The 23,139-nt window shown below is 41.5% G+C and carries 23 protein-coding genes; 10 read left to right on the top strand and 13 right to left on the bottom strand.

The annotated features are described in order from the left end of the window. Positions 1-659 precede the first annotated feature (659 nt). Positions 660-908, top strand: a complete 249-nt coding sequence (locus FAM09_RS10960) for a hypothetical protein (protein ID WP_136577131.1) — start codon at positions 660-662, stop codon at positions 906-908. 219 nt (positions 909-1,127) lie between these two features. Continuing rightward, positions 1,128-1,439, top strand: coding sequence for an RNA recognition motif domain-containing protein (locus FAM09_RS10955; protein ID WP_136577130.1), 312 nt, complete (start codon positions 1,128-1,130; stop codon positions 1,437-1,439). A 201-nt stretch (positions 1,440-1,640) separates the two neighbouring features. On the opposite strand, the gene FAM09_RS10950 is transcribed toward FAM09_RS10955, so the two are convergent. After that, positions 1,641-1,850, bottom strand: a complete 210-nt coding sequence (locus tag FAM09_RS10950; RefSeq protein ID WP_136577129.1) for a hypothetical protein — start codon at positions 1,848-1,850, stop codon at positions 1,641-1,643. A gap of 224 nt (positions 1,851-2,074) precedes the next feature. Next, positions 2,075-2,551, bottom strand: coding sequence for an acyl-CoA thioesterase (locus FAM09_RS10945; protein ID WP_136577128.1), 477 nt, complete (start codon positions 2,549-2,551; stop codon positions 2,075-2,077). 259 nt (positions 2,552-2,810) lie between these two features. Here FAM09_RS10945 and FAM09_RS10940 point away from each other — a divergent pair, with 259 nt between their 5' ends. The 3 genes from FAM09_RS10940 (at position 2,811) to FAM09_RS10930 (ending at position 7,892) form a co-directional block, all read left to right on the top strand. After that, a complete protein-coding gene (locus FAM09_RS10940) occupies positions 2,811-4,346 on the top strand; it encodes a hypothetical protein (RefSeq protein ID WP_136577127.1) in 1,536 nt (511 codons plus the stop codon). A gap of 274 nt (positions 4,347-4,620) precedes the next feature. Continuing rightward, a complete protein-coding gene (locus tag FAM09_RS10935; protein WP_136577126.1) occupies positions 4,621-6,186 on the top strand; it encodes a hypothetical protein in 1,566 nt (521 codons plus the stop codon). A gap of 143 nt (positions 6,187-6,329) precedes the next feature. Beyond that, positions 6,330-7,892 (top strand): hypothetical protein, encoded by a 1,563-nt coding sequence (locus FAM09_RS10930; RefSeq protein WP_136577125.1) that lies wholly within the window; start codon positions 6,330-6,332, stop codon positions 7,890-7,892. 94 nt (positions 7,893-7,986) lie between these two features. Here FAM09_RS10930 and FAM09_RS10925 read toward each other — a convergent pair whose 3' ends face one another. From FAM09_RS10925 to FAM09_RS10915, 3 genes are read right to left on the bottom strand one after another with little or no spacing between them, the layout of a single operon-like run. After that, positions 7,987-8,661: a hypothetical protein gene (locus FAM09_RS10925; RefSeq protein WP_136577124.1), complete on the bottom strand. Its 675-nt coding sequence runs from the start codon at positions 8,659-8,661 to the stop codon at positions 7,987-7,989. 18 nt (positions 8,662-8,679) lie between these two features. Next, positions 8,680-10,884, bottom strand: a complete 2,205-nt coding sequence (locus FAM09_RS10920; protein WP_136577123.1) for a hypothetical protein — start codon at positions 10,882-10,884, stop codon at positions 8,680-8,682. Positions 10,885-10,929: 45 nt separating this feature from the next. After that, complete coding sequence (locus tag FAM09_RS10915) at positions 10,930-11,844, bottom strand: hypothetical protein (protein WP_136577122.1); 915 nt, start codon at positions 11,842-11,844, stop codon at positions 10,930-10,932. A 277-nt stretch (positions 11,845-12,121) separates the two neighbouring features. Here FAM09_RS10915 and FAM09_RS10910 point away from each other — a divergent pair, with 277 nt between their 5' ends. From FAM09_RS10910 to FAM09_RS10895, 4 genes are all read left to right on the top strand, one after another. Further along, positions 12,122-12,391: a hypothetical protein gene (locus FAM09_RS10910; protein WP_136577121.1), complete on the top strand. Its 270-nt coding sequence runs from the start codon at positions 12,122-12,124 to the stop codon at positions 12,389-12,391. 84 nt (positions 12,392-12,475) lie between these two features. Further along, positions 12,476-12,811: a serine hydrolase gene (locus FAM09_RS10905; protein WP_136577120.1), complete on the top strand. Its 336-nt coding sequence runs from the start codon at positions 12,476-12,478 to the stop codon at positions 12,809-12,811. A 680-nt stretch (positions 12,812-13,491) separates the two neighbouring features. After that, entirely contained in the window at positions 13,492-14,139 is a 648-nt protein-coding gene (locus FAM09_RS10900) for a hypothetical protein (protein WP_136577119.1), read from the top strand. 535 nt (positions 14,140-14,674) lie between these two features. Continuing rightward, positions 14,675-15,274 carry a hypothetical protein gene (locus tag FAM09_RS10895; RefSeq protein ID WP_136577118.1) on the top strand — a complete coding sequence of 200 codons (600 nt, stop codon included), beginning with the start codon at positions 14,675-14,677 and terminating at the stop codon, positions 15,272-15,274. Positions 15,275-15,601: 327 nt separating this feature from the next. On the opposite strand, the gene FAM09_RS10890 is transcribed toward FAM09_RS10895, so the two are convergent. Genes FAM09_RS10890 through FAM09_RS10880 form a run of 3 tightly spaced genes read right to left on the bottom strand, consistent with a single transcriptional unit; the run spans position 15,602 to position 17,479 of the window. Next, positions 15,602-16,678: a hypothetical protein gene (locus FAM09_RS10890; RefSeq protein WP_136577117.1), complete on the bottom strand. Its 1,077-nt coding sequence runs from the start codon at positions 16,676-16,678 to the stop codon at positions 15,602-15,604. 21 nt (positions 16,679-16,699) lie between these two features. Next, complete coding sequence (locus tag FAM09_RS10885; RefSeq protein ID WP_136577116.1) at positions 16,700-16,960, bottom strand: helix-hairpin-helix domain-containing protein; 261 nt, start codon at positions 16,958-16,960, stop codon at positions 16,700-16,702. 33 nt (positions 16,961-16,993) lie between these two features. Beyond that, on the bottom strand, positions 16,994-17,479 hold the full coding sequence (locus FAM09_RS10880; protein ID WP_208025536.1) for a hypothetical protein: 486 nt from the start codon (positions 17,477-17,479) through the stop codon (positions 16,994-16,996). Positions 17,480-18,092: 613 nt separating this feature from the next. On the opposite strand from FAM09_RS10880, the gene FAM09_RS10875 reads away from it, so the two are divergent. Continuing rightward, positions 18,093-18,722 (top strand): alpha/beta hydrolase, encoded by a 630-nt coding sequence (locus FAM09_RS10875; protein ID WP_166437095.1) that lies wholly within the window; start codon positions 18,093-18,095, stop codon positions 18,720-18,722. A 115-nt stretch (positions 18,723-18,837) separates the two neighbouring features. On the opposite strand, the gene FAM09_RS30670 is transcribed toward FAM09_RS10875, so the two are convergent. The 5 genes from FAM09_RS30670 to FAM09_RS10860 all read right to left on the bottom strand — a co-directional run bounded on the left by FAM09_RS30670 (position 18,838) and on the right by FAM09_RS10860 (position 23,078). Further along, a complete protein-coding gene (locus FAM09_RS30670) occupies positions 18,838-19,011 on the bottom strand; it encodes an ABC-2 family transporter permease (RefSeq protein WP_153825448.1) in 174 nt (57 codons plus the stop codon). Between the two features lie 148 nt (positions 19,012-19,159). Next, positions 19,160-19,474 (bottom strand): ABC transporter permease, encoded by a 315-nt coding sequence (locus FAM09_RS10870; protein WP_136577113.1) that lies wholly within the window; start codon positions 19,472-19,474, stop codon positions 19,160-19,162. After that, positions 19,471-19,629 carry a hypothetical protein gene (locus FAM09_RS30665; protein WP_153825447.1) on the bottom strand — a complete coding sequence of 53 codons (159 nt, stop codon included), beginning with the start codon at positions 19,627-19,629 and terminating at the stop codon, positions 19,471-19,473. Before FAM09_RS30665 ends, FAM09_RS10870 begins: the two co-directional genes overlap by 4 nt. A 198-nt stretch (positions 19,630-19,827) precedes the next feature. Beyond that, positions 19,828-21,750 (bottom strand): T9SS type A sorting domain-containing protein, encoded by a 1,923-nt coding sequence (locus FAM09_RS10865; protein WP_136577112.1) that lies wholly within the window; start codon positions 21,748-21,750, stop codon positions 19,828-19,830. A 692-nt stretch (positions 21,751-22,442) separates the two neighbouring features. Next, the gene (locus FAM09_RS10860) at positions 22,443-23,078 is read right to left on the bottom strand and encodes a hypothetical protein (RefSeq protein WP_136577111.1); all 636 of its coding nucleotides are present in this window, start codon (positions 23,076-23,078) and stop codon (positions 22,443-22,445) included. Between the last annotated feature and the right edge of the window lie 61 nt (positions 23,079-23,139).

Raw genomic sequence — 23,139 nt, 5'->3', positions numbered from 1 at the left:
AGAAAGAAAGGAAGTTGAAAAATCCTTTACAAAACCGACCGGCCATTTCAAGCGGAATGCATCTTTTTTGCAGGTAATTTAAAAGCTCAATTGCAACCAGCGGGCGGGCATCCAGCACAACAATTTTGCTGTCTGTGGTTTCTTTCTTTTCACCAGCAAAACGAGACTTGGCACCCGAAAGATTGCCAGAAATAATACGCAGGTGAAAAGAAAAAACCGGACGGGCCTGGTACCCCGATGTTTTCGTTTTATAATTAAATACCCACAAACAAAAAGGCCCACAAAGAATTGGTTGTCAAACCGTAAACTTTGCGATCCGTGTTAAGACTCCTAAAAAATTATTGGAAAATTGTATCGACGGGATCACAAAAGGCTAACTTCCGAGCCGGGAAGATGTAGGTTCATTTATAAAGCTGTACAGGTGTTTTTAAATAATGCATCTTTTTTTCCTTAAAACTCCTATATTCGCAAGGTTCCTGTGTTTTTTTGCGTCAAAATCAGCCTCCTTTTTTCTGACGTATAGTGATTTTACTTATTGTATTGCAGCCTTTGTTCTCTTTTATCAGTAGTAATTTATCGTATTAAGTTTTTGTTCCTGTTCTTCAAGTTCGTTTAAAGTTTTAGCAAGCCTTTATTAGTTAACTTTTAAAATTAACGTCATGAAGCTTTCTGAATTTATTCTGTTAAATGAGGAGGATAAAAAATACGCTGTTATGAACAATGCAGTGGCATTGGCTCAGAGATCCTACCCGGACACAATTGTTTTCCTGTTTCAGCTCAACTACTACTATGTTGAAGCTTATTGCAGCAAATCCGACAAGAGCATTAAAGAATATCGGGTATTGCCGGATGCGAATGCCATAAGCCATTACCTGGAGGCCATTCCAATAGATGACTTACTAAACTGATCTATTTTTTAAATTGAGCAGGAAGGTGTGCTTACACTTGTCGTGTATGCACACCTTTATTATTTATTTGTGAGAATGTAAAAAATAAGTAGTACCTTCAGTTGGTCAATTTGAGCCTCGCATTAGTATTCATTAATTACATTGCTCAGTTAATCTGCTTTATAGTTAGTTTCTTACTTCTTGCCTTCCTCAAAATTTTTTATAATAAATTTGTTAAGAATGAACATTTATGTTTCAAATTTAAGCTTCGACGTACAGGATGAAGACTTAAAGGATTTTTTCGCTCCTTATGGAGAAGTTACTTCAGCTAAAGTTATTACAGACAGAGAAACTGGCCGTTCCAGAGGTTTCGGTTTTGTGGAAATGACTGATGAAGCTGCTTCAAAAAAAGCAATCGCTGAGTTGGATGGCGCTACTGTAGAAAACAGAACCATCAGCGTATCTGTTGCCAAACCAAAGGAAGACAGACCTTCCCGTGGTAATGGTGGCAACTTCAACAACAGAAATAGTTATAATAAAAATAGATACTAAAGTCATTTTTGTTAGCTGTAAAGCCCCGCAAGGGGCTTTTTTTTTGCCGTGTAATCCCAATCACGGCCCCACAACCTAAGGTCCTGCCATAGCCATTGCCTACTGAGCAATGCTGACCAGCAAGAAATTTTTGCAATCACCACATACATAAAAAAGGCGGACCTCCACCCCATAAAAAATTAAGTGCCTGCCGGCTCGTAGTTAATGATGTGTTTGTGGATGCAATATCTTAAACAGCTCCTTTTGTAAATCTTCGTTTGACAATTCGTTTAACAACCGGGAATCAATTTCATACCATTTCTTTTTCTTGCCCAATACACCAATTACATAAGTATGTCCGGCCGGCACTGCTTCGCCGGTTTCGGGATGTTTTTTAGAGAGTGTCACCACTACATCTTTATATTTTGACATTATAGTAAGATAACCAAAATAATCGGTAGTGTTCGATTAATGAACCAGGATTAAAAGATTAATAGTTATATTCTTTACAAAAAAAGGCTTGATTCGAATAGCACAAAATAAAGATGCCGTTATCAGTGACATTAAAATCCACTACCATTCAGCCCGTTGTACAACACAGTGAAATTAAACAGGTGGCATGCCCTGACCCAAAGTAAAGAATAGAAACAAAGTACTTACATGTACGGCTTCATCTCATCTTCAATATTCTGCCTCAGCGCCATTAACTTTTTGGCATAATTCTCCATCTCAATAGCAGCAGGTGTTTCAGGCACCCATTTAGGAACAGATACTGTTTTGCCATGATCATCCACTGCCGCAAACACCATTACACAGTGGGTGGTTTTTATCCTGTCTTTACGACGCGGGTTACCAGCCTGCACATTAATTGCGATATGCATGCTGGTATTACCGGTATAAATAACCGTAGCAGTAATTTCCACCATATCACCAATAGAAATGGGTTTGAAGAAACGGATACCACCCACATATACTGTCACACAATATTGCCCGCTCCAGTTGGCTGCACAGGCATAACCTGCCTGGTCGATCCATTTCATTACGGCCCCTCCATGTACTTTTCCCCCGAAGTTAACGTCAGACGGCTCTGCAAGGAAGCGGAGCGTTACAGTATTGATGACATTATCAATCATATATAATCAGATTTTGATAGCAAATTAAAACTCTTCTTTGTTGTTTTCAACAGATCTTTAATCTGTATTCTTCCTGATTATCAATGACAGGCCGGGAGGCCCCTGTTATTTTTGCGTGAAGAGTGGCGCAAAACATTGTATAGCAATGCCCATGTACGTTATTGGCTTGGTTGTTGCGCTCAATTGCACTTCACAACTGATATAATATGAATTCATGATCCTATACCCATTCATATCATATCAATAAATTATATCCTCTATGAAACGTAAAGAATTTTTAAAGAAAGGGGTAACCGGCATGGTCGCCCTTTCCTCAATGACCGCACTGCTGAATGCATGTTCCAAAAAAACCAATGACCCTGTCAACGATGATGATAAGGGTGATGGTCCCGGCCCAATTCCCGCCATGGCATCTTTATCGGCAACGCACTGGGTTAGCGCAACTGCTACCGGTTCTGGAAATGGCACTCAACAGAATCCATATACGCTCACACAAGCATTACAATTAGCCCAACCTGGCTGGCGGGTTTGTTGCGGTCCCGGTGAGTATATAGGCGTTAATAGAAATCATACATGGGACACTTCATTTCAAATCAGGGCCAATGGCACTGAAGACAATCCTATCATATTCTTTGCACAGAATTATGCTGCATTGAATACTTCCGGAAGAAGCATATTAAGACATAATGGAACGCAACAGGGTTATGGCTGCCCTGTTTTGGGATTAGTTACCGGTCACCATTGGTATGGATTCTATATTACGGAATCGCTTGCCCCAACAAAAGCAGATACAGGACCCATCGTATGCAGTGGCAAATACAATAGAATTTCTTACTTCAGAATTGATCGTGGTCCTGTTACCTGGCCTGAGGCACTTTCCGATAATAACCATGCTGCTATTCGTTTTGAAGGGGTTGGTGTTCAGAATAACCTGGTTAGTGATTGCTGGATTGAAAATTACAGCAGGGAGAATGCATTCAGGAGTGAACAGGGCATTCAGCTATTTAGTCAAAATGATTCAACTATAACAACATCAACAGGACGTCTTATAATAGAAAATTGTTTTTTTGACAACGTTGAAACAGCATTAACCAGTAAGGGAGCAGGTACCAGCAGATGGATATTAGGCGGAATCGTATTCAGACGAAACCTGGTTCGTGCAAGCACAGCTACTAATACTGTTGGAGCTGTAAACTTCATGGATACATCCGGAGAATTAGGCAGAAACCAGGTATATCAGAATATTCAGGTTGGTGGAAATTATTTTGTTGTTTGCTGGAGCATGGCAGGTTATCCAATCCGGGATATTGATGTTATCAATAATACATTGATAAATGCAACAATGAACAGAGAAATAGAAGGTATTCACACAGCATATGCCGGAGCGGGTACTACCGGATCAGGTTGGAGAATACACAATAATATAAAGACGGGTACTGCTCCATTATTTAATTTTCCTAAAACTCAATCTGACGCAGCAGTACTAAGCCGGTCTCATAATTTGAGCTTCGGACATTCCAGATGGGGATATGTCCATTCCCGCGGAACCGCAACGCAATCATTAGCTGAATGGGTAGCCAACACTCAATTTGATGACTTTTCATTAGAGTCTGATCCGCAGCTTGTATCGTCTGTATGGGGTAATGCTAATTTGGGCAAATTGCAACAAACTTCTCCAGCCCGAAATGCGGCGATCGATTTACTAAACTTAAATGGGAACGGCACATCCGCTGCATGTCATATGGGCGCCTATTCAAATGATAATGTAGTCATTGGTATTCGTCCATTAGCATAATTGACGGCGTTGATATGTGTTTCCCGGAAGGCTTACCAACAGTGAACAGATATTGCATTCGGCAATTATACATATCATTCAGTAAACCATCATTCATCAACAACAGGGCCGTGCAGCCCTGTTGTTTTTGTGAGAAGGGGGGGCGCAAAACATTGTATAGCAATGCATATGTACGTTATTGGCTTGGTATTTGCCATTAATTGCACTCACATGCTATATGATATGAATTTATAATCCTGCACTCATTCACATCATAACAATAAATATATCCGCTATGAAACGTAAGGAATTTTTAAAGAAAGGGGTAACCGGTATCATCGGCCTTTCCTCAATGACCGCACTGCTGAATGCATGTACCAAAACAAATGAACCTGTTGACAAGGATGAGAAAGGTGGCGACGATGATGATGAAGGTGGCGATCCCGTCCCAAATCCCAACCCAACTGGTAAGGTACCTTTAGTAGCAACGCATTGGGTTAGCGCAACGGCTACCGGTTCAGGAAATGGTACTCAACAGAATCCATATACGCTTGCACAGGCATTACGATTAGCCCAACCTGGCTGGCGGGTTTGTTGCGGCCCGGGTGATTATATAGGCGTTAATACAAATCAACGATTCGACCCTTCCTTTCGAATTGCAGCTAATGGCACTGAAACCAATCCCATCATATTCTTTGCACAGAATTATGCTGCATTGAATACTACAGGAAGAAGCACACTAAGACACAATGGAACGCAACAAGGTTATGGATGCCCTGTTTTGGGATTAGAGACCGGTCACCATTGGTATGGATTCTATATTACTGAATCGCTTGCACCAACAACCCCCGATACAGGACCCATCGTATGCACTGGCAAATACAATAGAATATCTTACTTTAGAATTGATCGTGGCCCTACCACCTGGCCTCAGGCACGCGCCGATAATAACCATGCCGCTATTCGTTTTGAAAGCACGAATGGCTGCCAGAACAACCTGGTTAGTGATTGCTGGATTGAAAATTATAGCCGGGAGAATGCATTTGGTAGTGAACAGGGTATTCAACTGTTTAGTCCGCAAGGCGCCAATACAACAACATCTACAGGACGTCTTACAATAGAGAATTGTTATTTTGATAATGTTCAAACTGCTTTAACATCTAAGGGAGCAGGTTCCCTGAGGCCAATACTGGGTGGTATTGTGTTCAGGCGCAATTTAGTAAGAGCCAGCACATTTAATAATGTTACCGGATCTGTTAACTTCATGGATACATCCGGAGAATTAGGAAGAAACCAGGTATACCAGAATATTCAGGTTGGTGGGAATTATCTTGTGATTTGCATGGCTCAGGCAGGTTATCCCCATCGTGACATTGATATTATCAACAATACAATAATCAATGCAGCGATGAACGGGGAAAGAGAAGGTATTCACACCGCATCAGGTGGAGCGGGTACCAGGGGATCGGGTTGGAGAATACACAATAATATAAAAACGGGAACTGCTCCATTATTCAATTTTGCTTACGATGGTCAATCTGACGCAGCAGTACAAAGCCGGTCTCATAATTTAAGTTTCGGACACTCCAGATGGGGCTTTGTAGATTCTCGCGGAACCGGCGTGCAATCATTAGCTCAATGGCAGGCCGCTACCACATTTGATGATTTTTCGTTGCAATCTGATCCACTGTTGGTATCCTCTGTATGGAATAATGCTAACCTGGGTAAATTGCAGACAACATCTCCGGCCAGAAATGCGGGAATTGATCTATTAAACTTAAACGGTGGCGGCACAAGTGCTACATGTCATTTGGGTGCCTATTCAAATGATAATGTGGTCATTGGTATTCGTCCATTATAATGATCAGGTTTAAATTCGCCAACTGGCCGGTCACGAATACAGAAACCCTTACACCGTAAGGGTTTCGTTATGCACATCCACACGTGATGATATGAATTCATAAACCTTACTGATTCACATCATAACAATAAACAATATCCGCTATGAAAAGAAAGGAGTTTTTAAAGAAAGGGGTAACCGGTATCATCGGCCTTTCCTCAATGACCGCACTGCTGAATGCATGTACCAAAAAAACAAATGATCCTGCCGACAAGGATGATAAAGGTGGCGACGATGATGATGCAGGTGGCGATCCCGGCCCAAATCCCGGCATGGCGCGTTTATCAGCAACGCATTGGGTTAGCGCCACTGCTACCGGTTCAGGAAATGGCACTCAACAGAACCCATATACGCTCGCACAGGCATTACGATTAGCCCAACCTGGCTGGCGGGTTAGTTGCGGTCCGGGTGAGTATACGGGTGTTAATACCAGTACAGGATGGGAGCCTTCCTTTCGAATTGCGGCTAATGGCACTCAAACCAATCCCATCATATTTTTTGCACAGAATTATGCTGCATTGAGTACTACAGGAAGAAGTATATTAAAACACAATGGAACACAACAAGGTTATGGATGCCCTGTTTTAGGATTACAAACCGGTCACCATTGGTATGGATTCTATATTACTGAATCGCTTGCACCAACAATGCCAGATACAGGACCCATCGTATGCACTGGCAGTTATAATAGAATTTCTTACTTTAGAATTGATCGTGGCCCTACTACATGGCCACAGGCACGATCCGACAATAACCATGCTGCCATTCGTTTTGAAAGTGTGCATGGTTGTCAGAATAACCTGGTTAGCGATTGCTGGATTGAAAATTATAGCAGACAGAATGCATTTGGTAATGAGGGGGGCATTCAGTTGTTTAGTCCATCAGGTTCAAATACAACAACATCAACAGGACGTATTACCATAGAGAATTGTTATTTCGATAACGTTGAAACAGCATTAACCAGTAAGGGAGCTGGCGCCGACAGATGGATATTAGGCGGAATAATATTCAGGCGAAACCTGGTTCGTGCAAGCACGTTTGAACGTGCTACCGGATCTGTAAACTTCATGGATACATCCGGAGAATTAGGAAGAAACCAGGTTTACCAAAACATACAGGTTGGCGGAAATTTCCTCGTCAAGTGCATGTTACAGGCAGGGCATCCAATTCGTGATGTTGATGTTATTAATAATACATTAATAAATGCAATAGAGAACAGAGATACAGAAGGTATTCATACTGCAACGGGCGGAGCGGGTAATATTGGATCGGGTTGGAGAATACACAATAATATAAAAACGGGTACAGCTCCATTATTCAATCTGGCTTACGATGGTCATTCGGATGCAGCGGTGCAAAGCAGATCTCATAACCTGAGTTTCGGACACACCAGGTGGGGCTGGGTTGATTCCCGTGGAACCGGAACGCAATCATTAGCTCAATGGGTAGCCAACACACCATTTGATGATCTTTCGTTGCAATCTGATCCGCAGTTGGTATCCTCTGTATGGAATAATGCCAACCTGGGTAAATTGCCATCAGCTTCTCCGGCCAGAAATGCAGCGATCGATCTACTGAACTTAAACGGTGGCGGTACAAGTGCTACATGTAATATGGGCGCCTATTCAAATGATAATGTAGTCATTGGTATTCGTCCATTAGCATAATTGACGGCGTTGGAACGTTCCTGTAAGTTTGAATGTAATAAAGGGGAGCCTCAAATAACCATTGAGGCTCCTTTAATTTTCAACCAACCTGTTATTATTGTTTCAGGTAAATGGTATCTTTTTTTATGCCTGAAGCTGGTACACTTGTTGAATCGAACAACTTATATTCAGTTCCTGCAAAGGTGTTTTTGGCTACAAAATAATATTTAACAGATTTTACATTGAAGAGAATAAATGCTCCCTGATCGCTGGTAACGGTATCATGGGTAGCGTATTTGGCAGAGTCTGCCATTGCGGCTACTTTGCTTGTGTATACTCTGAATGGCTGTTTGGGCAAGGGCCCTCCCAGGTTATCTACAAACAGGACATACATTCCATTCGTGTAGGAAGGAACAACTTCCAGTTTTATTGTTTCTCTTTCATCCTCCAGTTCGCTCTTCCCTACTCCTTTAGCTCCTTTGTATTCAATTCCTTCTTTTATAGAACGTGTAAATATGGTGTAATCTTCCTTATCAGATAATGCATTAAAGGTGAAAAATCCTACTTCATCTGTTTTTACCTGGAACAGGTAGGTAGAAGTATCTGTTCCTGTATTGATATAAATTGTCTGATTGGTAAGTGGTACGGGTAGTGCTCCTGAAACGTTGTCTACAAGGTAAGCATGTCCGCTAATTGTCGATTCTCCGCTAAATGCCTTGTACTTGTTGCAGGCCGCCACCGTGAAACAAGTCAATAGGATGCTGTATATGTATGTTTGAATGGATTTCATGTCTCTGGTTTTAAGGGGTTAAAAATTCAGGAATTTGCCCAGTTCAGTAAACATAGACAGGTCTGTAGAGAGCCCGAGATAGAATCCCGGTCTGTATGGCTTTTTATCCTGGAATACTTCTCCGTTTTTATAGTTCTTATAGGTGTATTTGTTGAATACGCACCCAAGGTTCACGCAACAGCCCGGCCATATATCCAACCCCAATCCAGTATACACATTATCCAATGGTTTTCTTGCATCAAAGGCCAGGTTAAAACTGGTCCTGGAGGGCCAAAGTTGTTTTCCGGTGTGGTCTTTTTTTGTAAATATCTTACCGTTCCGGATATCCGTTTTCCGAAGGTAAACTTTTACACCCACTATAAATTTAACGGCTGATTCCTCGTTTATACTAAATTGACTTGTTGAATCCTGGGAGACATTGGTAAATTTAGCGGGGGTCCATGTAATTCCTGCCATTGGAAATATCCTGTACAGCTTATTAATGCGGTAGCTGAATGTATCGGCAGGCAGTTTGTTGATCCTGGCCGAATCGGGGCTATTCTTATCCACCAATTCTGTTTTGAGGTAATAGGTAGCTTTCTTTGGTCCTTTTATCTTTTTAACCGGGTTGGTAACTTCTGAATGGTAGGCCAATGATCTATCTATCCGTTCTTCGATTTCCAATGGCGGGTTGGTTTGGGCCAGGAGGTAATCGATGTATTTATAGTATTCCCGCAATGCTTCCATTTTCGCGATCAATTCCTGCATGCCATCTTCTGCCGATTTGATCAGTTCATCCAATGTAACTGCTCCTGATGAACCTACCCCTAATAAAGCCCCGGATAATTCAGTTATTACCGGTGTCAGTTCTTCAGTCAGCAGAGATGCATCGTTGGTAATCTCAGTCAATGTCAGATGTAGCGATGCGATATCATTAACTTTGAGGTTGTGGGCCAGTATAACAACGCGATCCTTTTCGAGGTATTCATCATTTTCCTGGTCATTTATGAGCTGGAAATTTTCTGCTGCATTGTGATGCCGCATCCAATATATGGTACGCTTTGTGTCGCCCACGAATAATATTCCTTTATTCAGGTCCTGGCTGGTGGTACGGAAAGCAATGGCCGCTTCTTCATTTTTTGCCTTGTTTTCGTCAAACTGTTTTGCTGTCTGTTGTATATCATTCATCCTTTTCTTTATAGAGTAGATCACTGTAAGTAAGGAATCGGCCTGGGTTGTTTTTTCAATAATGTTCTTTAGGTACAATTCCCTTACTTGTAATTTGGTTCTAAGGATGTCAAGTTCTGTGGTATCTGGCCTGTTACCTAATTCAGAAAATCCAAACGGATTGATGGCTGGTATCAGGCTGTTCTGATACCATAACCATTTAAGCATCCAGTCTTTTTTGGCACGCTGGTTAACTGCCGCTGACCTGTTGTTGATCAGCGCATCTATTCTCAAGTTGTAACTGGAACATTTTTGTGCTATATCCTCCAATATGGGGTTGTATTTTGCTATTATTCTATTTTTTTCTCCGCCCTTTGCTTCTGCCTTCAGTTTTGTCATTTCGTGGCGGGCCTTTTCTGCAAAGGGGCTTATTTCCTCTGCCATTTTTTTTATCTCCGCCCTAAACTGGAGCAATACCTGATAATCGATCATTCCCTGATAATCACCTTTTGTTGCATCCAACCAATCTACCACGAGTTTTTTGAAGGGGTCTTTTTTGGTCAGCGCAAAGTTGATCCGGGTTTCTGATCCAAACGGAAGAACTGGAAATGACCTCGATACGTCGTTTGGCGCTATATTTATCGAAGATGTGCCAACTGCTGTATTTTCAACAGTAATGGCAAAGTAATTTTTATCTGCGATCTCAAACCTTGGTACGTTGGTGGTATCTGCTCCATAGAGATCGGTAGTTACCTTAATTAGCTGGTTAATCACTTTGTCTATATCTGCTACATCAATATCATATACCTTTTTCATTATATCTAACTTCTCTCTGTCTGTTTTCAGCTTTGTTAGTAAGCCCTGGGACTGCTTTAGTTTGGCTGTATATTTTTTCAGGTATTTATCGAACGTTTCTTTGGAATCGGAGACGCTGAACTTTACTGCATCGTTCTTGTCGAGCTTTTCAGGTAGTGTAGATTTGATCTTGCCAGCTCCATCAAATTGAATGATGGGTGTTTGTTGCGCCCATCCAATCGAACAGTACATCAACGCTGCACAAAAAATAATAGGCTTCATAACAGTTAATTTGGGGTCTTAATAAATAGTAATTCTGTAGGTCTTTCAGAAATGGATAATAATTTCATCGGGACTCCCCGTCATTTGTCTCAATTCGACATGTTCGCCAATGTTGCTTGCTCCTCCAATTTGCCAGGCGGGTGTAATAATGCTATTTCTATTCCGGACGATGACCTCGGTAACCTCTATGGAAGGATCGGTAGGGTAATGTTGCCGCGTCTTTACACGGGCTGCCTCCAATGTAATGCAGCAATTGGTCAATTCATCGATCGCATTGGTGTCTATGCGTGATGATTCTATGCCTTCAAAGAAACAACTGTAGCGGAATCTATTCCTGTCATTACTCAACAGATTAATAACGGCCATTACGCTATCGCCTGGGTTGACACGGGTTAACACGGATGCTTCCTCAAGCGTAAACTCATCCATTGCCAGGCAACATCCTACTGTCCAAAACGGACCTCCACCTGTCATTTGGGAACGCCCCCACTGTAATATCGGTTGCAGAATACGCCGTCCTAACTGGAGGCCATTAAAGATCATGATTGTTTGTCCTGATTTGGTATCAGGGTTTTCAGGCACTATCATCCTGCACGTGAAGGAAGTAATGGGACTTCCGCCATCATTATCAAATTGTGCTGTAGCCTGCCAATTTGGATTGACCACTTCCAAGGATAAGCGCTCTTCAAGCCGGAATGCCGTCAGATTATTTAATGGCTCAAAGAGTTGTTTTTTTGCGGCCTTTTTACGGGCTGGCATTTTAGCTTTCTTCACTACCTTTCTACTGACAGGCTCTTTGGTTTTCTTCGCTGCCTTTTTCTTTTTAGGTGTTTTTGTTTTAATGCCGGAAGGTTTGGCAACAGTTTTCTTGATCGATTTCTTTTTTAATGCTGCTTTTTTTTGAGGCGCTATGCTGCTTTTTTTCTTTCCGGTCTTTTTTTTCTTCGATTTTGTTTTCATAACATTTTATTGAAGAACTGTATGTAAAAGTTCTTAAAGGAACTATGTAACACTTTGCCATCCCAATGTACCTTATGTAGCAGAAATCTGTATACCAGAAAAACACCCTTTTTGAAGAATAATCTGACCTATATTATAAGTATTTACCTTGGTAAACATTGATTACCGCATCACCGGGGTGTTGTTAGTGCTATTCCAATAATTTATTCAATTTGTAATCTCCACTTCTACCCCGTCGTTTGATACTGTTATTTGTATGACGCTTTTAATTATCAGAATGAATTTTACCACCGTTCGTCAAGCTTTATTTGTATGCCTGCTTTTCATCAGGGCCAGTGTCTTTGCTCAAGAAGAGAAGGAACAATATGATAGTGTAATAAACATCATTCAACATGCGGTGAATGCCGGACAACCGGAAAAGATCTATGGAATGACATCCGAGACCTTTGGATCAAAAATGATTGCTAAACAATTTGCGACCGTCCTGAAAAAGTTTAAGGTCAAGACCGGTGAGAGGAATGGTTTCATATTTAAAAATTCCGATTAAAAAGGGTGGAATTATATAGCAGCATTTGAATTAGCTAGGCAACTGTTCTCGGTTAAATTGGATGAACTGCAGAAAATAGAAAGAATGAATTTTGCGGCGATGCCGGTATCAGTGAGTGAAAAAGATTATGCTGTGCCGGGCAACAATCCGCTTGCAGACACTCTTGATCAACGAATAGAACAGCTTGTACGGCCTTACATTCAAAAAGGGAATACCGCTGGTCTTGTGCTGGCAGTCATCGATCATGGCAAAATCAGGCGCTATAGTTACGGCACAACAGATAAAAATAAAAACGAGTTGCCTGATCTCAACAAAACTATCTTTGAAATAGGATCGGTGACAAAGACCTTTACTTCCCTTTTTCCGGCGGTATTGGTGGGTTCAGGTCATTTGTGGGGTTTAACATCGAACGTCAATTAGCGGTGGTTATATTATCGAATGCGGCAGAAGAGGTTACGCCATTGGCGGGGGAATCTTAAAATAACCAGAGGGTCTTTCAATCAGGCACAATAAGCAACCAATTATTTTCACTACGTTTTTACGTAAAAACGATACATAAATAATTATTTTCCCTACTTTTTTACGTAATAATGGTATCAAAATAATTAAAAACATACTGATTTTACGTAAAAATGGGGCTCCATTAATTATTTTCACTCTGTTTTTACGTAAAAACGATACATAAATAATTATTTTCACTCTGTTTTTAATTACAAATCATGCTCGCTTTCCGCTGCTTGAAATCATAACCAGTTGAAACACAGGAATGAATACAATGCGTACCATTAACACCGTTACTTACTCATTGACTTTCTCACCTCACTAACTCTTATGCGTACTTCTTGTTTTTGATCAATTTCGCATACCCGCAAGATCATTTTTCTAGAAGCGCGCTTTTTTAAATTACCTTTACTATTCCTGCAATTGATTCTCCTGAGTTAGTAAATGGCTTTCCTGATTAGCAAGCTGCAAAAAATCGGAACGCAAGATAGCAAAGCATGCTGCAAATTGATTTACATACCCTCCGTTTTATCCTATTACAACTGAAGTTATTGAAGGCTGCTGATTAGTATTAATCTTAAAGATTAAATACCAGCCATATGTCTACCAATCATCACGAAGTTTATCCTACACTAACAGACAGGGAGCGTAAATTACTTTATAATAAAATTCAGTATCGCCATAAGTTAAGCTGTATGCTCCGGCGTTTTTTGCACAAGGAAACGAGATCACACGGAAAAAGGATGGTTGCCAAACGCGTACGCGCCCTGCTGTATAAGCGGTCCCTTGATCCGCGTGGCGAACCAATGTGTAAAAGACCTGCACCCTGGCGATGTGTCATCAAGGTAAACGATATAGCCTACCTGATGCGTATTTGTGAGCGCTATGCGCAGGAGAAACTCAAAGATTTGAAACGAAAGTTGGGAAAAAGATATGTGACTGTAAAAGAATTTTGCGATGCTTATATGTTCGACGAAGAATATGTGCAACGCCTGTTGAATGATGGAGATGCCAGAGAAATGAACGATCCCAAATGGCAAAAGAAAATAGATGCTATCAACAGGTACTGGGAAGAGGAAATGAGAAAGGTAAAGGAAGCTATGAAAAAAGAGCAGGAAGAGGAAGCGCAAAAGAAAAATGGAGCTGATGAAAAAAAAGAAGCCCCGCAAAAAAAAGATGACAAAAAGAAAAAAAGCATAAAGCCCAATAAACGCAAATCCTTCGATGGCCTTGATGAGGATGAATAGTTATTGATGGTCAATATAAAACCTCTCCCGGGAAGGGGCGCCTGCATTTGGCGCCCCTTCCCTGCTTCCTGCCCTTTATCATATACGGGCCAGTCCTGGCGCCGGTTTCAAACCAGCATTAAAGTATGTAGTTACGATTATTACGTCTATTATGGACAAATACGCCGTTTTGTAGAAAATCCGAGTATTAGTGAGTATTCCCGAGTATGCATTTGAAGGGGGTGTTTGAAGCCTGTATATTTGTTCTTGTAAGGCAGCGATGAATATACCGGTTACACGTAACTGCTTTGCAACTTGATCCACGTATTTGGCTAATCCCGCGCCGGCGCGGGATTCCCATCCGGCCTTGAATCCACCAACGTTCAATGACTGTTCGTCACTCGGCTTTGGCAGTTGAACCAAAGCAATATTACCGGAACACCGGTGGTGAAAGGCAGGTCTTGCCTGGTGTAAGCTGTGCGAGACAATATGAACTGGTTACAGGTTTTGATAGTAGCGCGTACAAACCATTTAATAACTTTTAAAACTTTCTATCATGAAAGCTAAATACCAAAAACGCGAAGATGAATTAGCAAAAATAATTCAACGCGTATTAGAAAACATGGAAAACAACGCAGTTTTCCCCAATCCACCCGCAGCCCTGGCGGATCTTAAAAAGTTGCTTCCTGAGTTACAGGATGCGCTTGTGAAAGCCGAAGGACGCGATAAAAAAATGGTGTCCATTAAAAACGACAAGAAGGCAAAAGCGCTTGATCTGCTGCAGGTAGTGGCTAATTATGTAACGGAAACCGCTAAAGGAGAAAGGACCCTGATCCTGGAAAGTGGTTTTGATGTTACCACCGACCACAGCCGCGGCACCGAGCCCCCTTCGATCGTAACACTGGAAGTTGAACTGGGCCAATCCGGTGAGGCTACCACCCGCGCCAAAAATGTAACGGGCGCCAAAGCCTACGTACACCAGTACACCAAGGAGCCGGCCGGTTCAAACACCGAATGGATTGGGATAGGTAGTTCATCGATCAGCCACACCTTCGAGGGATTAACATCCGACAAGCGATACTGGTTCCGTGTTGTAGTAATTGGCTTTAACAAACAAAAGGCCTATTCGCCGGTTGTTTCGAGAGTCATACAATAACATATCAATCTGTCTTCCTGAGCGCCTTCAGGAATAGATCCAAACGGAGCTGCCCCGATTTATCGGGCCGGCTCCGTTTTAGTGCCTGATACAGTTTAAGGGTGTTGGTTCGAAGGCAGCCGCCCCGACTGTTAAGAAAATGTAAAAGCTCGCTTGAATAGCGAGCGATCCTGGTATTGCGTTGAAAAGGGATTTTCTTTTTAGTTTGACCCGAACAGCCAAACAATTTGAATTTTGCTGAAAGCATTGTCAATATTATTAAAGGATGAAGCCGTTTCATAAGAATAAAATTGGGATTATTATTCAAACGCTTATAGCTTCTCGCTGTTACTGACCTAACGGCCTAGTGATCTCAAAAACTACTGTGTCGTCTATGAATCTTAATGTATTGTTGTTAAGGATGGCACGTTTTCCGAGCGCAAAGTCCAGTTTGATATCTAAATCGATAGTGTCTTTTATAATGGTATACGAGCCTCTATAAGTAGTAAATAGCCAGTGGTCGCTCCTTTCCGCCATCAGATAACCGTTTTCTTTAAAATAAAAACTGGATCCACCATCGCTGCCAATATTAAAATTGCTGGCTGTGAATATTGTTGGAGATTTATCCAGTTTTTCAATGTGTTTGTAATGCCATACAATGAATCCCAGACAAATAGCCGCAACAACCAGAGATGCCAGTATCGCCCTGACAGCATTAGTTTTATAATATAGAATTAGTCGAACCAGCTGAGTGACAGATAGCCCGCAAAGAGCAGTCAGGGGGATATAGTCGATAAAATCAAAGTAGATTGTTTTCTGTGTGATTGACCTGTTCTTAATGTAAATTGCGACAGTTCCAAATATCAGTATGAGTATGAATAATGAAGATCGCAGCCAGCGAGCGGGACTTGTTCTTGTTATGTTTTGTCCCCAAATCTTCTCCGTCAGGTTATTGTTGTGAATGTATTCAGTTGTGACAGCACCACCTTCAATAACCAGTCCAGTCTTGTTGTTTATTATAATTTGACGCTTGCGTACTATGTTCTTATTTAGTTTGAACTGATCAGCGCTTAAATCAACCTCCTTTAATTTATTGTCGGCATCTATAACTTTGATGCTTCTTATTGTATTTAATTTATTCAGGAACGCAAAGCTCTGGTCTATTACACTCGAAGGACTTAAAATGGAGAATCGTAGTGAGAAATTTGTCACAACCCTTTTTTCTGGAGCCAATAGAATATATAGTTCTGTCAGACCGAGATCCGATCTTATTTCAAAATAGAAATTTCGATATGTGTCAATTGGTTCAGTATTGGATTTTCCGGCGAGAAAACTAGCTCCTGCGCTCTCAATAATGTCTTTTATGTCTGTTTGGGGAACAGGGTTTTTAAAACAGACTTCTAGTAAATATGATTCAAGTCCCATTATAAGTTATCTTTTATCCTTTCAATTCCACCATTTCAATTGCTCGCTGTCCTGTTCATTCGCCGGTGTTACTGCAAAATACACAGCACAGCGAAAAACATACAGTACGCACCTGTCCTGAACGCAATCAGCATATTGGTTTGACTTGTCATATAATTGTTGCGGGTCTTTGCCTTTTAAGTCGTCAATACACCTGACGCCAATGTTGTACAGGTCGGTTGCAATAGATTGTCCAACACCTGGTATTCGTGTTAATTTTTTTATTGTTTGTGCGATTGTCATTGCTGCAAAATTGCTGTTGCATGCGTTATCATTTTATGAATTGCCAGTCATTAATTTCGAGATTTGTTCAGCATTTACTATTCCCATTTCCTCAAGTGTGTGTCGAATCCTAAATTCAAAATTGTTTTGTTGTTCTCGAGCTTTTCTTAATTCGGTCTCTAGCTCCAATTGAGAAACTCTAATTAGTATTTCATTTTCTTTAAAGTCTTCAGGATTTGATTCAGCGTAGTTAGAAAATTCAATGATTTTGTTGTCTTTTCTATAGTAGATCCAAGGATGTCCTATCCATAGTTGATTCCATTTAGTTAACTCACTTTCGAAAATACTTTCCCATTCTTTAATATTACCAATATCTCCACAGCAACTTGGCTCTATGTATATCGTGTTATTTTCTTCTAAAACTATTCCACCACATATTCCAATAACTTGTTCATCATAATCCGATAATTCGACGTCTTTAAGCTCACTCTTTAAAATTTCAACAAGCTCATTGTCATTGACTGTTCTAATATCAACCAAATAAGAACCTTTTCTAATTGACTCTAAACGTCTAAATTTTTATCTGAAATGCACTTTTTCCAAAATTGATTCCACTCGTCTGGAAATTTAATCGAACTACCATTAGGATAGTCATATTCTTTGTTAGAGAAATCATACGGGCTTATCTCAATTGTATTTATTAGTTGCATTTCTTCGTGACTTGGTTTTATTCTACCAGTTTTCGAGATTACAAAAATTTGATGAAACAATAGTGAGTATTTTTCACAAATTTTAATTTGGGGCATTGAAAATGCCGAATCGCATAGATATTAAATTTATACAATAAAAATTGCGTTTCACCGGATTACATTCCTGTTTGCCATATTGGCAGCTCATTTAACATTTCATTTCCTAATTGTACATTCCTTCATTGAAATTTACAAACTCCCTTAATGCCTTCAAATCCTTTATTAGCAGGTTCGAAATCCGTCCAGTTGTCCCGACTATTAAGAAAATGTGAAAGCCGGGCGGCCTGTCCTCCGCCCTCCTGATCAGACAAACAATGCCCAAATAGTGTGTTCTATCAGGTTACCAATGTCAAAGGCGTATTGCGAGCTGCAATTACCCTTAATTTTATATTTTTATGGGTACTATGAAATTAATCACCTTATTTCTCATCGCCTTTATTCTCCCCACTATTGTTTTTGCTCAACGTTACCTGTTTTATCTGCATGGGCGAATTATAGAAGAGCAGGGCATTCATGCTGTTGATACTGTTAACGGCTATGGAGCTTATAAATACGAAGAGATCATTGACGCTTTCAAAAAGGCTAACTTCATTGTGTTAAGTGAAGCCAGACCAAAAAGTACCAATCCTTTTGATTATGCTCATAAAATTCAGCGCCAGGTTGATAGTCTCTTAAAAAAAGGCGTTAAACCCAGCTACATTACCATCGTCGGCGCTTCTAAAGGTGCAATTATTTCAATGTTTACTTCATCTTATCTTAAAAACAAAAACGTAAACTTTGTTTTCATGGGAGGATGTGATGATGAAATCCTGAATACATTTCCTGAGATACAATTTTGTGGTAATATCCTTTCCGTTTATGAGAAGACAGATGTAGAAGGCACATGTATAAAGTTCAGGCAAAGAACAAATTTATCTATACCGCATTATAAAGAAATTGAATTAAATACTGGGTTAAAACATGGATATCTTTACAAACCTTTAATTGAATGGATCAATCCTGTAATAAAATGGGGAAAAGGAATATATAAATGAGCTTTATTGAGGGCTGCAGGTTATGATTGTCATGAGGTAAACTCGCTTTTTATGATCTGGCCCGCAATCGCTATAATGGAGTGAAATATACAGTTACTCTTCGATTTTCGGATTATTATTTCTCGTAGTAGGTTTCTTCTGCCCTGCCCTGGTATAAAAATACCCAAACAATACAGCATACTACCGCAATGGCAATAGGTATGATCATGTTCTTAAAGCGGATGCTTAACCAAAAATGAATGGCAAATATTCCCAGTGAAGCTATAAACGAATGAAAGCATGTACTCATCAAAGATAGATAATCGGGTTCATGTGTTGTTAATTGTAACTGAGGTTTAATGAACCCAACAAAGTAGCCGCAGCCTATCCAAACAGGCATATATATCATATAAAACAAAGCAATAAATATAAGTAAGGTCAGTTGCTTGTTTATGTAATTATTGCTCTTTAGGAATAGGTAATGTAAAAATATGTTTCCAGGTATTGTTTTTGTGTTCAATATTTAATGACAAACAAATTAGCAAAACCACAAAGAAAGGCAAGTACATAAAAGTCGTTCCTTTCCATGACATTTCACTGAAATCGTCCCATGGGTTGTGGCTGGGTTGAGGAATCAGCCATTTCCATTTACTTAAAAATACAAATGAAATAAATAGCGGCATAAAGGCTGCGCCGCAAATCACCAGCCACCATGCGAATGTTTTCTTTGATTTTATAAACTCTGTGCTAATGTTTTGAATAAATTGGTTCATTTAGTTTTTGTAATTTCAAAGAATATATTTTCCAGGTCTTTTTTCTCTAATTGTACCTGGTAGATGTCTATATTCTCTTCTACCAGTAATTTGCATATAGCGGCAACCTGCTGTTCATTTTGATAATTAATTGTTATAAGAGCACGCGGGCTCATAGATGTGGTAAACTTTGTGCGGAGAACTTCAAGAGCCCTTTGGTTATTATTTGTGCTAATTTGAATGATAGCCGATTGCTGCTGTAACGCTTTAAGCTTGCTGTAAGGTCCCTGAAAAACTAGTTTTCCATGACTCAGGATTCCCAAACAATCCGCTGATGAAGGCCCGGCACATGGCGGACGGGTTCGTCCTTACTCCTATTTCATTCCAGTGGATTTTACGAAGACTAATGTTTCGTAGCCATGACCGCCATCAAGTCGAAGGAAATAGAGTCCTTTCCCTAACCGATGTATATCCATTGTCAACAAGTTCTCTCCCGGCGCCACCGACCAGATCCGTGTGAGTTGCCTGCTGCCGGAGGCGCTGAATAGAGAAACGATCACCGACTCACTTGCCGACGCATGGAATTGCAGTTTCAATTCTCCGCCGACCACAGGATTGGACAGTATCTTCAGCCTCTGTGAAGCCGATATCCTGACCGACCGGATCATACTGTAGTTTTCAGCCCCGTCTTTTAGCACTGCCCGTAACCGGTAGAAATAAGTGCCCGCGCCACGCTCGGACACCACATACGACATCCCTGCCGGCGGCATTACGGTTGTAAGGGGTAGCTGCGCGATCGGGATAAAAGTAGTGCCATCGGTGGAATGATACACATTGAAATAATCGATGGGAAGATCAGGTGCCGTATTCCAATGAAGGGTTACACTGCTGCCCGCCGCCGAAGCCGTGAACCCCTGCCACCTGTCGGCAAGAACAAACACCGTCGAGGGAACGGTTATCAGGGTAAAAACCACTCCATTGGCCAGTGCACTGGTGCCGGAGAAAGAAATGAGGCTGCCGGTGATACCGGACGCCGGCACATAGGTTTGAGTGCCTGTTGTAAAATTTCCATCCCCATCGTTGTCGATAAGGAGGTAATAATTTGTCGCCACCGAGGCGCCGGACAGCGTCAGCCCAGTCATGTCAAAGCTGAGATTGACGGAAGAAACAGCTCCGGTGTTCTGCGCTTTCCAGGTGCGCACCAATCGCTTGGAGCCGATGGCCGCCGCCGGGCCTATGGCTGCCGTGATCGTTTCCTCCGTCAGCGCCGCGGAGTCCGTGCCGACCATCAGGAATTGACCATTTGTCAATGGGGATAAAGTCTTCAGTACAAGGTTGCCCAACCCGCTTTGTCCTGTCCCGTCGCCGCTGCCCGAGTTGACGCTATTGGAACTGGTTTGTACCAGCCCCGATCCATTATCTGTTCCGATGCCGAAAATGTTATGCTGGTATGCAGCCAGGCCTGTCCAGAAAACGGCGCCCGCCGAAGAGGTATAGCTGATGGGAGAGGTTGCATTCCCAAGCGTAATGCCATACTTAAGGGCTAAGTAGGATTCTACTTTATTTCGAAGCGTAGTCGAATTGGCCGCACTATAGACGACGATCTCGGCGATGTCGCCATTCATCTTGGAGTCCGAGGAAGATCGGTCGGCAATCTGGGGAATATCGGTCATTGTGGTGGAAGTATACCCTCCTCTGACACTGCCTGTACGGGCATCCAGTCCATTCATGTTTAACATGCTGCCGCTGCCGGTACCGCTGGCCGTCAGGACGACAGGAACGTTTGAATCCGGCGAGGTTGCCATTACATAACCCGGGCCGGAGTTGGCCGGCCCGAATCCGACCCACAACTGGGTTTTGGAGGCCGACCAGAAATAATACCGGGAATTACCGCCCCCGCCATTATTGATAGGGGAAAAGAAAGCACCCCGGTTATTCATTACGTTCCCGGTCCAACTACCGGCTACCGAGGCCTCCGACATCGTAATCGACGTATTTCCCAGCAGGCGATAACCGTCGGTTCCTGATCCGGTAAAACGAACCACCGGATTGAAATTAAGTCCGTTGAGAACGACTACGGGCGCCGTTAACCCCGTGCCCGTGGACGTCAGGGAAAAGCTGTTATTGCCTGTCATGTCCGTCCATCCTGTAAGGGTGCCCCCCGAAGATGGGGAAGCTCCACTACCGGCCTTTATCCATAATGTCAGGTTTGAAGCTACCCCGCCGGGACTCTGACAAAAAACCATCCGTCCCCTACATTGCAGGAATACTACCATCAGGCAGAAAATCTTTTTCATAGCCGATTTCAGGGATTGCTGCGACTGGGCTCTTACAGTCCATTTGACAATGTATTTTTGGAAAACGGGTCTCATCAGGTAACGGATTTTTGTTATAAGTATCAGATCATAAACATGCAAATTTGGGCCGGCCGGGGAAATTATTTCTTAGTATTACTTGGATAAGGATTATTCGTTAATTGTATGTTGTGCCCCCTGAATATTCCTCAGTGAGTCCATAGAGGGCTTCTATGTTTCAAGCCGATAGTAAGGAATAAGACAAAAGTTGCCATATCATGTTTAAGTTGCCCGTTATCATAGAAATCTTTTAATGTCCCTATCTGATAAATGCGTGAATTTTGCTATTCTTTTTTTCTAGATAAGGCTGGATGTATTGTTCTTTTTGGCGCCAGTTTTTAAGTATGTATTCAATATGACATGGGTATAAAACTTCTATCAGGTCTTCGATATTAAACGTTATTTCCTCCCTCATTGTAGGGTAATGGGTTATTGTAACAAATCGGGGGAACAATTTTAAATTATGAATCTGGACGGTTTATCGTGCATCTGCTTCTTGTTTGAAATACAACTAAATAAAAATTTAAATGATAGACAATGTAAGAGCCTGAAATATGTGCGGTCCTTCGTCTTGTTGATACGAAGGGTAGCATTTTTCATTCACGGCCGAGGTATGGGGTTACAATGAAGAGGTATCACCCTGCCATTTGCAGTTTTTTGAGCTTGATCTTTCCATTGGGTAAAATAGCGAAGATATAAATGGTGCTACCTTCCCCTGATTCGTATTCTCCGTTACCAATGTCAACTCTGGAGTTACTGTTTAAGTTAAGCGTTAAAATGTTGTCCGTTTTGTCAACAGTGCAATATAGTACGTAGGTGGTAGTACCGTCTTTTATCGACGGGGTTTGATATTTTCCGCTTTTATATAATTCTTCCGTTTTAACTTTCAGCAAACAATTGACGAATTCTTTAAAGAACAGTTTTGAGTAATGCTTTTCAAAGTCCTTTTCGGTAAAGGGTATGCTTTCATCTGTTTGTACATTTGTTTTACTATCATCGCCCACGAGGTACCATATTTCATGGCTTGCTATAGGAAACTCAATAAATGGCTTTACTTTTTCCTTTTTGCGCTGGTAAACCGCATCCCTGAACTCCCGAAAGCTGTTGATCCATTTTGCGGTATCGCTGGTGGCCTGAGCCAGTTGGGCCGTCTCAACTTGGGTATTTCCTTTCATTGCCGGTTGGCCCGTGGGAGCCGGTTGGGTTGCGTTGTTGCCGCATGAAATAATTAGGCAGGAAACGACGAACGCTTGCAGGTGTTTGATTTTCATTTTCAAAGGGGTTAAACAAGAGATAAAGATAGGTATTAGCCTGATTTTATTAAGAAGGAAT

Origin of the sequence: Niastella caeni (assembly GCF_004834005.1) — a bacterium.
Lineage (GTDB): Bacteria > Bacteroidota > Bacteroidia > Chitinophagales > Chitinophagaceae > Niastella > Niastella caeni.
The sequence above is the reverse complement of the archived record's forward strand: the minus strand, read 5'-3'. Positions and strand labels throughout refer to the sequence as shown.

Coding starts and splice junctions, on each gene's coding strand:
- FAM09_RS10935 (WP_136577126.1), top strand. CDS start 4,621: ATGAAACGTAAGGAATTTTTAAAGAAAGGGGTAACCGGTATCATCGGC.
- FAM09_RS10950 (WP_136577129.1), bottom strand. CDS start 1,850: ATGTCAAAATATAAAGATGTAGTGGTGACACTCTCTAAAAAACATCCC.
- FAM09_RS30670 (WP_153825448.1), bottom strand. CDS start 19,011: ATGAGTACATGCTTTCATTCGTTTATAGCTTCACTGGGAATATTTGCC.
- FAM09_RS10860 (WP_136577111.1), bottom strand. CDS start 23,078: ATGAAAATCAAACACCTGCAAGCGTTCGTCGTTTCCTGCCTAATTATT.
- FAM09_RS10955 (WP_136577130.1), top strand. CDS start 1,128: ATGAACATTTATGTTTCAAATTTAAGCTTCGACGTACAGGATGAAGAC.
- FAM09_RS10925 (WP_136577124.1), bottom strand. CDS start 8,661: ATGAAATCCATTCAAACATACATATACAGCATCCTATTGACTTGTTTC.
- FAM09_RS10870 (WP_136577113.1), bottom strand. CDS start 19,474: ATGAACCAATTTATTCAAAACATTAGCACAGAGTTTATAAAATCAAAG.
- FAM09_RS10915 (WP_136577122.1), bottom strand. CDS start 11,844: ATGAAAACAAAATCGAAGAAAAAAAAGACCGGAAAGAAAAAAAGCAGC.
- FAM09_RS10900 (WP_136577119.1), top strand. CDS start 13,492: ATGTCTACCAATCATCACGAAGTTTATCCTACACTAACAGACAGGGAG.
- FAM09_RS10865 (WP_136577112.1), bottom strand. CDS start 21,750: ATGAAAAAGATTTTCTGCCTGATGGTAGTATTCCTGCAATGTAGGGGA.
- FAM09_RS10885 (WP_136577116.1), bottom strand. CDS start 16,960: ATGACAATCGCACAAACAATAAAAAAATTAACACGAATACCAGGTGTT.
- FAM09_RS30665 (WP_153825447.1), bottom strand. CDS start 19,629: ATGAGCCCGCGTGCTCTTATAACAATTAATTATCAAAATGAACAGCAG.
- FAM09_RS10910 (WP_136577121.1), top strand. CDS start 12,122: ATGAATTTTACCACCGTTCGTCAAGCTTTATTTGTATGCCTGCTTTTC.
- FAM09_RS10875 (WP_166437095.1), top strand. CDS start 18,093: ATGAAATTAATCACCTTATTTCTCATCGCCTTTATTCTCCCCACTATT.
- FAM09_RS10895 (WP_136577118.1), top strand. CDS start 14,675: ATGAAAGCTAAATACCAAAAACGCGAAGATGAATTAGCAAAAATAATT.
- FAM09_RS10905 (WP_136577120.1), top strand. CDS start 12,476: ATGAATTTTGCGGCGATGCCGGTATCAGTGAGTGAAAAAGATTATGCT.
- FAM09_RS10940 (WP_136577127.1), top strand. CDS start 2,811: ATGAAACGTAAAGAATTTTTAAAGAAAGGGGTAACCGGCATGGTCGCC.
- FAM09_RS10920 (WP_136577123.1), bottom strand. CDS start 10,884: ATGAAGCCTATTATTTTTTGTGCAGCGTTGATGTACTGTTCGATTGGA.
- FAM09_RS10930 (WP_136577125.1), top strand. CDS start 6,330: ATGAAAAGAAAGGAGTTTTTAAAGAAAGGGGTAACCGGTATCATCGGC.
- FAM09_RS10960 (WP_136577131.1), top strand. CDS start 660: ATGAAGCTTTCTGAATTTATTCTGTTAAATGAGGAGGATAAAAAATAC.
- FAM09_RS10945 (WP_136577128.1), bottom strand. CDS start 2,551: ATGATTGATAATGTCATCAATACTGTAACGCTCCGCTTCCTTGCAGAG.
- FAM09_RS10890 (WP_136577117.1), bottom strand. CDS start 16,678: ATGGGACTTGAATCATATTTACTAGAAGTCTGTTTTAAAAACCCTGTT.